10 protein-coding genes are annotated in these 12,790 nt (G+C 32.6%); 6 read left to right on the top strand and 4 right to left on the bottom strand.

Going from position 1 to position 12,790, the window contains the following annotated elements; translation table 11 throughout:
* Positions 1-5 precede the first annotated feature (5 nt).
* Positions 6-1,745, top strand: a complete 1,740-nt coding sequence (locus NH26_RS04905) for a SusD/RagB family nutrient-binding outer membrane lipoprotein (RefSeq protein ID WP_158021889.1) — start codon at positions 6-8, stop codon at positions 1,743-1,745.
* Between the two features lie 111 nt (positions 1,746-1,856).
* Here NH26_RS04905 and NH26_RS04900 read toward each other — a convergent pair whose 3' ends face one another.
* A complete protein-coding gene (locus tag NH26_RS04900; RefSeq protein ID WP_044222363.1) occupies positions 1,857-3,884 on the bottom strand; it encodes an alpha-amylase family glycosyl hydrolase in 2,028 nt (675 codons plus the stop codon).
* Positions 3,885-4,200: 316 nt separating this feature from the next.
* Between NH26_RS04900 and rpe the strand changes: the two genes are divergently transcribed.
* The 3 genes from rpe (at position 4,201) to NH26_RS04885 (ending at position 6,904) form a co-directional block, all read left to right on the top strand.
* Positions 4,201-4,848: a ribulose-phosphate 3-epimerase gene (rpe, locus tag NH26_RS04895; RefSeq protein ID WP_044222360.1), complete on the top strand. Its 648-nt coding sequence runs from the start codon at positions 4,201-4,203 to the stop codon at positions 4,846-4,848.
* A 236-nt stretch (positions 4,849-5,084) separates the two neighbouring features.
* A complete protein-coding gene (locus NH26_RS04890; protein WP_044222357.1) occupies positions 5,085-6,353 on the top strand; it encodes an aspartate kinase in 1,269 nt (422 codons plus the stop codon).
* Between the two features lie 128 nt (positions 6,354-6,481).
* The gene (locus tag NH26_RS04885; protein WP_044222352.1) at positions 6,482-6,904 is read left to right on the top strand and encodes a hypothetical protein; all 423 of its coding nucleotides are present in this window, start codon (positions 6,482-6,484) and stop codon (positions 6,902-6,904) included.
* Positions 6,905-7,025: 121 nt separating this feature from the next.
* On the opposite strand, the gene NH26_RS04880 is transcribed toward NH26_RS04885, so the two are convergent.
* The gene (locus NH26_RS04880) at positions 7,026-8,642 is read right to left on the bottom strand and encodes an alpha/beta hydrolase (protein WP_044222349.1); all 1,617 of its coding nucleotides are present in this window, start codon (positions 8,640-8,642) and stop codon (positions 7,026-7,028) included.
* 275 nt (positions 8,643-8,917) lie between these two features.
* Here NH26_RS04880 and NH26_RS04875 point away from each other — a divergent pair, with 275 nt between their 5' ends.
* Positions 8,918-11,107, top strand: coding sequence for a caspase family protein (locus NH26_RS04875; RefSeq protein ID WP_084812062.1), 2,190 nt, complete (start codon positions 8,918-8,920; stop codon positions 11,105-11,107).
* Positions 11,108-11,156: 49 nt separating this feature from the next.
* Positions 11,157-11,597: a hypothetical protein gene (locus tag NH26_RS04870; protein ID WP_044222344.1), complete on the top strand. Its 441-nt coding sequence runs from the start codon at positions 11,157-11,159 to the stop codon at positions 11,595-11,597.
* On the opposite strand, the gene NH26_RS04865 is transcribed toward NH26_RS04870, so the two are convergent.
* Positions 11,566-12,270 (bottom strand): LrgB family protein, encoded by a 705-nt coding sequence (locus NH26_RS04865; RefSeq protein ID WP_199880228.1) that lies wholly within the window; start codon positions 12,268-12,270, stop codon positions 11,566-11,568. The two genes, NH26_RS04870 and NH26_RS04865, sit on opposite strands and share 32 nt — an antisense overlap.
* Entirely contained in the window at positions 12,270-12,614 is a 345-nt protein-coding gene (locus NH26_RS04860; RefSeq protein ID WP_044222341.1) for a CidA/LrgA family protein, read from the bottom strand. The genes NH26_RS04865 and NH26_RS04860 overlap by 1 nt, the downstream gene beginning before the upstream one ends.
* Positions 12,615-12,790: the final 176 nt, after the last annotated feature.

The raw sequence follows: 12,790 nt of genomic DNA, 5'->3' as shown, positions 1-12,790 counted from the left end.
GTAAAATGAAAAAATCAATTATATATATATTATCCATCATAATAACATTAGGAACAACGTCTTGTTTCAAGAATTTTGATGAGATGCAAACCAATCCTAATTTTCCTACTGATGTGAATCCGGGTAACTTATTTGCAAATGCAACCTATTCTAGAATTGGAGGGATTTATGGTTTTCAAGCAGAAGATTTTAATTTAACAGCATCTGGATTATGGGCACAACAGTATGCAAAAATTCAATATATAGATGAAGATTGGTATGAATACAGATCGAATGCAATAGATGCTTATTGGAAATACGCCATGTCTGGATCTTCAGATAATGGTTCTGCATCAATGTATGATTTAGAATTGGCTTTACATAAAGTAAGAGAAACTAAAAAAGCGTTGTCTGAGAATCCAACTGGTAATGAAAAACAAATTGCGAATTATGAAGCAATGGAAGGTGCCATTTTAGTGATGCGTTCTTACTTCTTTTCTATCATGACAGATGTATGGGGTGATGTTCCTTACAGTGATGCTTTCAAAACAGTAGCATTGGGTTATGAAAGAACAATCACTCAGCCAAAATATGATCATCAAAAAGATATTTATTCTGATTTGTTTGATCAATTATCTCTTGCCAATGAATTATTATCCAATGGTGGTAGTGTGGAATCTCAATCAGATCTTATTTACGGTGGAGATGCTTCAAAGTGGAGAAGGTTAGCCAATTCATTATCAGCTAGGTTATATATACATATTTCTAAAGTGGATGCAGCCACTGCTCAAACCGGATTAACAAGAATATTTAGTGATGTTTCAAAATATCCTGTTTTTACATCAATAGAAGATGATGCGATGATGACATATGCTGGAACTCAGCCATATGAACATCCATTTTTCAAAAACTATGTGAGAGATAATAGAGACGATTTTTCTTCTTCGAAAACAATGATTGATATGTTGAAAGAAAGAAAAGACACAAGAATGTATATTTATGCGACACCTACACCAGCATCAATAACTGTTTTTGATTCTACTAAAAACCACGCAGATTTACAATATACAGGTCAGGAGAATGGTGTGCCCAAAGGAGAAGAGTTCGCTATTGCAGATCGTTCTAGATTGGGTGTTTTGTATAGATCAACTCCCAATGGTGTATCGCATATTATGTCTTATGCAGAACTAGAATTTATTAAAGCAGAAGCAGCTGTGAACTTGGGGGTGAGTGCAGCAGGTTCGCCTCAAGTGGCCTATGAAAAAGGTATTCGAGCGTCTTTTGAAAGACAATATAATTTGATTGAGCAATATGGTGTCAAAACGGCGTCATTTGGAGATAAAAATGGTTCAATCACTTTTGCTGAAGGTAAAGTGGAGGAAGAAGATGGTTACGTGGTAGAGGTATCAATGGCTAATTTGGAAGAACATATTCAAAGAACTTTAAGTCAGATGAATGTTGCTTGGGATATCTCTAACGCAGAGCAATTGATAGCTGAACAAAAGTATATTTCTCTTTTTACAAATGGTCCGGAAGCTTTTGTAGAGGTAAGAAGAACAAACTATCCTCAACTTACTTTTGTAAGAGGAGGGACACAATATAAAGGTTTAGGTTTACCAAATAGATTTCCATATGCAATTTCAGAACAAACAACAAATGCAAGTAATTGGGCTGTGGCTGCAGAAGGAATTACAAACACAATGTATGGCAAAACAGTTTGGTGGAATCATAAAGCATTTGATAATTATAGAATTATTCAGAAATAGAAGTTACTAGTGTAAGAATGTGTGTATAAAAAAAGCCTGAGTCTATATAGATTCAGGCTTTTTTATTTCTCTCAATAAGTGAATAAAGAGAGAGCAATAATATATGATTAACTAGTCTTTCTTCATAAATACCAAAGCAGTTCTATTGGTATTGTAAATCGAGATGTTTTTGTCTTTATCTGTGAAATATTCACTTCCTGCTTTAACTCTGTCAAAGCCTCCAAATTTATTCTCATCAGTAGATAAAACTAATTCATATTTACCTTCATTTCCTACATTGAATTTGTAGTCAGGTAATGAGTTAGTAGGAGAGAAGTTGAATACAAATACTAAGTCACCTTTTTGGAAACAGATTGTACTGTTTTCAGTATCCATATTTAAAAGGTTAACTGGTGTATTTGGAGCAAGTGTATCATGTTCACGTACTAAATGGACCATGGCACCATCAAAGTTGTTTAACTTTTGGTATCTTAAAAATCCATTTTCAACTAAAGACCATTGACGACGTGCATATTGATGACTCCATCCATTTCCTTCTCTTGGGAAGTCAATCCATTCTGGATGTCCAAATTCGTTACCCATAAAGTTTAAGTAGCCTTCGCCACCAATAACACAAGTTAGGAAACGGATCATTTTATGTAATGCAACACCACGATCAATAACTAGACTGTTACTAGCATTGTCCATTCCAGTATACATTTCTGCATCCATTAACCACATCGCAATTGTTTTATCACCAACAAGAGCTTGATCATGAGATTCTGAATAAGCAATAGCTTTTTCGTTGGCTCTACGGTTTAGCATCACCGACCAAAAATCCCAAAGGTTCCATTGTTCATCAGATTGTTCTTCCAATATTTTAATCCAGAAATCAGGAATACCCATTGAAAGTCTATAATCGAAACCAATACCACCTTCTTCAATAGCTCTACTTAAACCTGGCATTCCTGAAACATCTTCAGCAATACTAATAACATCAGGCTTAATTTGATGAGCGATGTCGTTGGCAAGTTGTAAATACCTTACAGCATCTACGTCTACGCCCATATTGAAATAGTCATCATAACTACCAAAGCCAGCGTGACCATGATGATGATATAACATAGAAGTTACACCATCGAAACGGAATCCATCGAAGTGGTATTCTTCTAACCAATATTTGACATTAGAACCTAGAAACTGAATAACTTCCCATTTGCTGTAGTCAAAAAGTTTTGAATCCCAATCGGGGTGATGACCTCTTTCTCCAGCATGGAAATATTGGTAAGCCGTACCATCAAATTCGTTAATACCTTCATTGTGGTTTTTAACGGCATGTGAGTGTACTATATCCATGATCACAGCAATTCCCATACTGTGAGCAGTTTTAATTAAATTTTTTAATTCTTCTGGAGTACCAAATTTTGAAGTAGCTGCATAAAAGTTACTTACATGATAACCAAAAGAACCGTAATAAGGATGTTCTTGAACAGCCATTAACTGAATACAGTTATAGCCAAGATCTCGAACTCTAGGAAGAATATTTTCGGTGAATTCGTTATAAGAACCCATTTTTTCTTCCTCTTGAGCCATACCTACATGGGCTTCATAAATAATAGGAGCCTTTATCGAAGAGGTAACAAAGTTATCGTCCGACCAATCAAAGTTAGTTTCATCAGAAAACCAAAGTTGACCCACAAAATTAGGCGTTCCTTCTTCTTGTACTACTCTTTCTATATAAGCAGGAATTCTTTCATGATCACCAATTTGTGATACTATTCTTACTTTAATGAAACTTCCGTGTACAAAAGTATTTTTATAGTCTGCTTCTGGTAGGAAAATTTCCCATACACCATTCCATTCATTAGATCCTTCAATTCTTCTTAAAGGATGTGAATCTCTGTTCCAATTATTAAAGTCACCTTCTAAATACAAAGCATGAGCAGCAGGTGCCCACTCTCTATACCACCAACCCTTGTTAACTGGGTCATAATTTACCCCTAAGAACTTATAGGCGTTCGCAAAATCTAATAAAGAACCGTACTTGTTTTCCAAGCCGTTTTTAAGCTCTTTATAAGAGTTGATACGAGCGTTAATTTGTTCTGTTTGTGGCTCAAGCCACATGTCATCTTTAACTAATTGAGGTAATTGTTTACTCATATTGTATTACTTAAAACAGGATAGTTATATAGTTTCATTGCAAACTAACTAATCTTTTTCTATTTACAATTTAAGTGTATAGAGTACACACTTATAAATTCATAATTTATATCATGTTTTAATTTCAGAAACCGATTTAAATTGCTGATTAGCTGTAAATTAATTTTTGATAAAATGTTCACAATTGTTGTATAGACAATTAATTTAAACCTAGTATAAACTAATTTTGATCTTTTATCATTGAAATAATGGAAAAAGAATTACATTTGTCGAAATTTTGCAACAAGATTATTTATAAAATAGTATAATCAGTCTAATGAAAACAATAATTGCACCTAGTGTTTTAGCAGCAGATTTCGCTAATCTTCAGAGAGATGTAGAACTAATCAATGAAAGTAAAGCTGATTGGTTCCATATTGATATTATGGATGGAATGTTTGTTCCAAACATATCTTTTGGTTTACCTGTATGTGCTGCAATTAAGAAACATGCTAAAAAGCCTATGGATGTTCATTTAATGATAGAACAGCCAGATCGTTACTTGGAGGCTTTTAAAAAAGCGGGTGCAGATATGATTTCTGTACATGCAGAAGCTTGTCCACATTTGCATAGAACTATTCAAAACATTAAAGAATTAGGTCTAAAAGCAGGAGTAGCTTTAAACCCTCATACATCATTAGATTGTTTGGAGTTTTTAATTAATGATATCGACTACGTTTGTATCATGTCTGTAAACCCTGGTTTTGGTGGACAAAAGTTTATTCCTTCAACTTACGATAAAGTAAGAAAATTAAAATCAATGATTGATGCTGCTAATGCAGATGTATTGATTCAAATTGATGGAGGAGTTGATAGCGGAAACGCTGAGAAACTTGCTGAAGCTGGAGCAACTGTTTTAGTAGCTGGTAGCTATGTTTTTGGAGCAGAAGATCCTAAAGCAGCAATTGAAAAGATTAAGTTCTAAACATCCTTTAGATGTTTGTGCCTTTAATAGGTAAATATTTATGATAGAGTAAAAAGTGGATATGTAAAAGTTTCATTTTTTACTCTTTTTTTATCTTATAAAACGAAGTAATAAATCAGTATTTATCTTTAAAAAGAGTTAGCGACAATCCATTTTTTGTTTTAATTTGTGGAAAATAAATCAAAGCAAAAACACTATTATCCATCCTATTTACTACCATTAAGCCATAAATAAACATGAAAGTTTTCAAATTTGGAGGAGCATCTGTAAAAGATGCAGCAGCTGTTAGAAATGTAAAAGACATTATCAAAGACTTTTCTGATCAGAAAGAACTTGTTGTTGTTGTTTCAGCAATGGGGAAAACAACAAATCTTATTGAAAAAATTGTTGTCAAATTTATCAAAAATGACAATTATTCAACTGAAATTGAAACATTAAAATCTTTTCACCTTACCATTGCTGATGAGTTATTCATCAATAAAGAAGCAAGTATTTTCAATCAAATTGAAAAGATTATACATGACTTAGAAGTAAACTTAAAACTTAGATATTTTTCCAATGATGAACTCTATGATCAAGTAGTTTGTTACGGTGAATTATTATCGACTCATATTATTTCAGCTTATCTAAATCAAGAAAAAGTAGAAACTAAGTTTTTAGACGCAAGAATATATATTCAAACCGATGAACATTGGAGAGAAGCAAGTATTGATTGGAACTGGACCACAAAAATGATCAAGGCCGATTTACCAGAATATCTTCAAAATGGGATTGTTGTCACACAAGGCTTTATTGGAGGTACTGTAAATAACAAATCAACTACTTTGGGCAGGGAAGGGTCTGATTATACCGCAGCAATTTTTGCCTACTGTTTGGATGCGGAAAGAGTATGTGTGTGGAAGGATGTGCCGGGAATTATGAGTTCAGATCCAAGACGTATTAAAGAGGTAGAGAAATTTGATAAATTGCCCTATAAATATGCAGCAGAACTAACCTATTTTGGAGCATCTGTAATTCATAATAAAACTATTCGACCATTAGCATTAAAGAATATTCCTTTGTTTGTGAATTCATTTCTTGACCCAAAAGCAAAAGGAACATCAATTGGCGACTTTGCAGACTTTCCAACAACACCTTCAGTAATTTTTAAGGGAAACCAGACTTTTATTCGATTTGAAGAACAAGATTACCTTAATGTTTCTAAAGGTGATTTAGGAGTGATCTTAACAGAATGTGCTCGTTTAAATATTAAAGTGAATATGATTAAAAATTCAGCATTATCACTTTCCATCTGTGTCAATCACCGACAAGATAAGATCGAAAAACTCATTCACCTTTTTGATGATAGATTTAAAATAGAGATGATCAAGGAGTTAGAGTTAGTGACTATCAAAAATTATAATGAAGACTCCATTCAATCTTTAAATTTATCCCTTGATGATGTCTATATGAGACAGTATTCTAGAGATACATTACAAATTGTTGTGAATGAAGGAAGCATATAAATGATAGGAATAATTCAATCTTCTGTATATTTAACCTTAAATTTATTTTGTTTGATCAAAACGAATTTAGATATTCAACCTTTGAAAATTAATTTAACTAAAGCATTAATCTGCTTAATAAAATAATTATGGATACAACAGCAATTGATAAAGCACTTATTGCTATCATAGAAAAACGCCAACAATTAAATGCATTAACTTATGAAGACGAATCATATGATGATATCGAGGATGAGTTACATGAATTAGAAGACGATTTTATTGATGAGTATGGAGAGACTTTGGAAGATCTTCTAGGAGATGTTCACGAAGAATACAAGGTAGATACTGAAGTGCTTTCTCCTTTAAGTTATATCGCTCAAGAGTATGTTGATACTGGAGCTAATGAATTAGGTAAACAATTTGATTGTAACCACGGTCAAGGTGTACCAGTTGAGGTAGATGAGTTAGAAAGTAAGCCAACTCGTTTGGTAATTATACCTAACCCATTAAGAGTAATCCTTAATGTAGATTCAAAAAATAGAAAAATCGTTTGGCAAAACGAAGCGTAAGGTATTATAAAATATCCTTGTGCTTTTTGCACATAACACAAAGAAACCCTGATATGTAAAACGTATCAGGGTTTCTTTGTGTTAAACCAATTTTACTTAGAGTAAATAGAATTGGGAGTAGTTACTTTATTAATCCCATTTTTTCTCCAATCCACTCGTTGAGTGTTTTGAATAAATAGGGGTGATAACCTTCAATTTCTGTGAGTTGAACATCTCCACGTTTTCCACCTCTTAAAAGAAAGTGATTAGATTTTTCTAAAATCTTCGTCGTAAATAGGTCTTTATTTTTAAATGATTGAATACGTTCAATATTAGTATTAGGATCTAAGAGGTTGTCTTGTTCACCATAAATACAAAGAACAGGAATGTCGAGTTTTTCCCAACTTTCTTTAGCATCAAATTGATAATACCTTTTCCACCAATCAATGTATTCTGTTTGATCAAGAGTAGTAATGTATTCGATCATTGGAGTTAAAATGATCTTATTGTATACCTCCATTAACTCAGGTGTTTTTTGACCATCATCTAAGAATTTCATAAACAATTCTTGATATTTAAGTGTCATGGCAATGTCTTCTTTTGTAAACTGATCGGCAGTCAAACGTTTTTGCAAAGCTTGAATTTCTTGATCAGCAAAAGGAGTAACAGCACCAGATAAGTTGACCACAAATTGGATGTCTTCATTCTCTTGAAGTGCTATAGGCATAACATATCCCGCTTGGTCAAAACCTACTAAACCAATTCGGTTTTCATCGATATGTTTAGTCTTTTTTAGTTTTTTGATGATTGCTTCTAAATCACTAGCAAAGTCATCAAAATTGGCAGATTTTCTATCACCAGTTGACAAGCCGCATCCTCTTTTATCATATACGTAAGTAGCAATTCCATAATAAGGAAGAGTTCTTATATATTCATCAAATAAGTTTCCTCTAAATTGAGCTCCAGCTCCAGGGACAAAAATTACTAAGGGATGTTTAGATGTATCAATATTGGGATAAGTTAATGTACCTTCAATTTGATTTCCATCATTTTTGACTATTACTTCTTTTGTATTAGCTAATTCCTGTAAACGTTTTCCTTCTTTAAGAGAAGTACCTTCAACAAAAGAATCATATTGTAATCTTAAGGCTTCACCTTCATTGTTTCTAAATAAAGTGATGGTAAAATCCGTTGGATAAGAAGTAGCCATTTTTGGTCCAGCCGCAAATGTGACTCTATTTTTATCTTTATAGGTAGGATAAAGTATTCTTTGTTTACCGTTATAGTAATCTAAAATTCGTAGTGGGTGAGTTGTACCATCTATATAAAAAGGTTCAATTTGTATCACTCTTCCATCTTCAAAACTAAAATAGCCTAATAAGCTACCCATGTCTTCAATATTGATAGCAGCAATTCGAATGAGGTTACAATCAATAGTTTTAAAACCGACTTCTAGCTTACCCATAATTGTACTATCGTTAAGAATTACACCACGGTAAGTAGCAGCCATAGAAGGAGTGTCTATTTGGAAAGTAAGAGAATCAGAAGTTTCCTTATAATTTTCTACTTTTTCTGTTTCTTCTTGATGATAGAATAATTTGACTTTAATGACAGAATCAATATTCACAAAAACCAAATCAGGATACAATTCAAAGTCTATGGTGCCAATCCATTTTCCTTCTAGATTTTCGTTCATCCATTGCGCTTTGCTTGTTTGTAAAGAAAAAAGTATAAGTAGTAGTACAAAAAATTGTTTCATAATTAATGTTGAATTGATTTGTATACAATTGAAATCTATCAAAGTAAAGTACAATTATAAAGATCAAGAATTATTCCGTAATGTCTATTTTTAAAGGTATTTATAACATATACATAAAGAATAGCTTTATTCTTACAAGGTGAATCAATCATTATTAGATTATTCTTAAATATTGTATCTTTATATAATCATAATCTAATCATTGAGAAAAATCTATTTTTTTCAAAATCAATGATTTCCTGATAGCTCAAAAAAAACATCAAATTTTTATCTACATGAAACGTCTTTTCTGCTTTACTATATTATTTTGTTTTGCTCTTTTATCCTTCGCTAACGATAAACATGCCTTGATTATTGGTGTTGATACTTATACCAATTCAAAAAAAGCAAGATACGCTGAGTGGCAAGATTTAGATGGGGCAGTAAATGATGCTACTTCCATATATAATTTGTTGAAATCAAAGTATGGTTTCAATACCAAGAACATGGAATTATTGGTTTCTGAAAAGCAAACCACTAAAAAGAGCATTGTCAAAGAGTTTGAGAATTTGATACGTTCGGTTAATAAAGGCGATGATGTATTTGTTTATTATGCAGGTCATGGTGCCCAAATCAAAAACTCAAAATTTTATGAAGCGGATAAAAAACATGAGGCATTGGTACCTTCAGATGTTTTAAAAACAGAAGAATATATTTTAGATGTTGAAATCAATAATTATTTATCGAGAATTTTATCAAAAGGTGGAGAATTAGTGGTTGTATTTGATAACTGTTTCTCGGGTTCTTCATCAAGAGGTAAAATTGATGTTGAACAACTAAGATCTCGTTATGTACCTGTTGATGATATTGATTTAAACAAAAGCTATCCTAAAAGTAAAAACTTAGTAGAGAAAGGGGCATTGGTTGTTTCTGCCGCTCAAGATTATCAATTAGCAAAAGAATATAAAGACCATAGAGGACAATCTCATGGTGTTTTTACATATGCTTTTATGAAGTCTTTACAAATGGGAAGTATTCATGAATCAGCGGATGATATTTTTAAGAGAGTCAATTCTATTATTCTTTATAATTCTGTACCAAGACAAGACCCCGTAGTAGAAGCAACGAAAGAACGATTAGCAAAACCTTTATTTGGAGAAGTATCTGATAGCTATCAGGGAGTAAAAGTAGCAGTAATTGATGCTGAAAATAAATTCAAAATTCATTTAGATGGAGGGAATGCAATAGGCCTTGTAGAAGGAGCTGAATTAACCCATGAAGAAAAAGGAATTACTTTAAAGGTGGTTTCTTTGTCTGGTATCAATTCATGCTATGCAAAAGTGATTGAAGGGGAAGATGAATTAAAAGAAGGTGATTTATTAAAAGTGAGTAAGTGGGCACCTTTTAGTCCTGATAGATTGAAAGTTAAGGTGATGAAAATGGGTGTGACTGATATTGATTTAGAGGAGTTAAAAACCCTTTCTGATGAACTATTAGAACAAAATCTACTTGCATTTTCACCTTTAGATCAAGAGGTAGGCTTATTGGTTTATCAAACAAACGATGGTTGGGAAGGATCTGATGTAGAAAATGTGAAATATAATCTAGGTAAAAAAACGCCTAAACTATCTAAGCTTACAGACCTTTTAAAGAAAAAAATCGACGGGAAGAAAATTTTTATAGAAATTCCTCCTTCCACTAAAGTATCTCAAAGTCTTCAAGGAGACTTATCGGGGCAACCAAAGGTAGCATTGGTTGAAGATGAAGATTATGATTACCGTCTAATCGGGCGTTTTAACGAAAATAATAAGTTAGAATATGCTTGGCTTAGAGCACATGCACATAATAACAGTAATCAAAATCCATTTCCAGATGAAACAGATTGGAAATCAGAGGAGAAAATATATGTTCTTTCTGATTATGCTAAAAGGTTAGGAAATATCAAAGGGTGGCTAGTATCTAAGGTACCCGCTAATGAGGCTAATTTTCCCTACAAATTGGGGCTTCAAAGAGAATCAGATCAAGAAATTGTTACTGAAGGCGCTTTAATCGAAGGAGAAAAGTATGGCTTAGTGATTTACAACGATCCTAATTTGTATCTCAATTGGAAAACAGGAGATCGTTACATTTATGTGTTTTTACTAGAAAGTAATGGTGAAATGACTTTACTATTTCCTCATAACCAAGTGGCTGTCGAAAATTTTACAGAGCAAATATGTCAGGATGAGAATGGAGATTATTTAACTAAAGTGATGTTGAGTGATCCTGATTTATTATACATAGAACCACCATTTTCTACAGATAATATTTTGATGCTATCTACAGAGAAGATCATTACTGATACCTCAATTTTTGAACAAAAAGGAGTGCAATCAAGAGGAAAAGATGGATCTGTTGATGATTTTATGATTGGTGATGAAGAGGAAGGAGAGGTAGCTAATTGGTATTTAGAACGACATACGTTTTTTGGTGAAAGTATTAAATAATATTCGTATTATTTTTTTATATTAGCTATTCACTATCAAAAACATAACTATGGATTTATTTATCGGATTTCAATTGCCGTTATTGATTATAACAATAACAGTCATATTTGCCATAAAGCATTTTACCAAAGATTTAGACGCATTAACTGCAAAGTACAAGGCAAGAAAAACTCTTTGTGGGTCAGTTAATGATAATATGTCAAAAATAACAATTGCACTTAAGAATGCTGGATTTCATAAAGTGGGGAATGATCAAGAAAGTCTTAGAGCATATGCTACAACAGGATTTAGTTTTTCTTCATTTTCTGAATATATAGAAGTGAAGCTTTCGCCTCAGGATAATAATACTTCAATAATATATTTTAAATCTATTTGTTCATTACCTACTCAGATGCTTGACTGGGGGAAGAATAGGAGGAACTATAAGAGGTTTAAGAAAGAACTTGATAAAATTGATTCTAGAAAAATAATTCTAATAATACAGGAGTAGTTAGTGCCGTGAAAATACCCATTAAACCAATAGATAATCCACTAATTGCCCCTTCTACCATGCCAATTTGAATTGCTGCTGCCGTACCAATGCCATGTGCACAAGAACCCATTGCTAATCCTTTTGCTAAAGGTTTTTTTATACCCACTTTTTCAAGTACTAATGGACCAATTGATGCCCCAAGAATTCCAACAATAATTACAAAAACTGCAGTCATCGAAGGAATACCTCCATTCTGTGCAGAAACACCCATAGCGATAGGAGTGGTGACAGATTTAGGCGCCATTGAAACAATTAGATCATAATCAGCACCAAATAGTTTTGCGATGACGATAACACTAACCACACCAGCAACACTACCGAAAAAAGTAGCTGTAAGAATTGCAATTGCATTTTTCCCGATAGTATGTAATTGTTCATACAATAAAACACCTAAAGCTACCACAGATGGTCCTAGCATGAAGTGAATCATGTGTGTATTTTCTTTGAATGTTTTATAGGGGACATCTACATAGATTAAAACAACAATCAATGTGATGATGGTAAGTAATACAGGATTTAATAAAGGCGTTTTTAATTTCTGATAAACCTGTTCAAAGATCAAAAATAAACCTAAGGTTGCAGCTAATGCAAACGTTTCACTTTCAAATAAGTGTTTGATAATCTCTACCATTATTTTTGATCCTTTTTACCTAAAATTTGACCTGTCCACCCAGCAGCTAAAATAACTGCAAACATACTTCCAACAATCGTTACAGATATCATGACCCAGTTATCTTGAAGAAGATCTAAATATTCCATCATACCTACACCTGCAGGAATAAAGAATAAAGACATTCTCTTTGTTAATGAAGCGGCAGCATCTTTTACCCATTCATAAGGTATAATCTTAAATTGTACACAAAGGAATAAGATGATCATGCCAATTACATTGCCTGGTATTGGGAGATCAGTTAGTTCATTTATTAATGTTCCTATTGACAACATGGTCAATATCAACATGAATCCTCGAATCATAATGATTTAATTTTCAGTTATTTTATGTAAATATACAATGCTTTTTAGATTAAATAGTGAGCAATATAGTAGATATAGGAATTATTAAAAATGTGTAAAATTACACTTATTCTTATATTTTTTAGGATGTTATTTACTATTTCAAAATATTTTTCTCGTAACAATCTACTCACAGT

This window comes from Flammeovirga pacifica, assembly GCF_000807855.2.
Lineage (GTDB): Bacteria > Bacteroidota > Bacteroidia > Cytophagales > Flammeovirgaceae > Flammeovirga > Flammeovirga pacifica.
The sequence above is the reverse complement of the archived record's forward strand: the minus strand, read 5'-3'. Positions and strand labels throughout refer to the sequence as shown.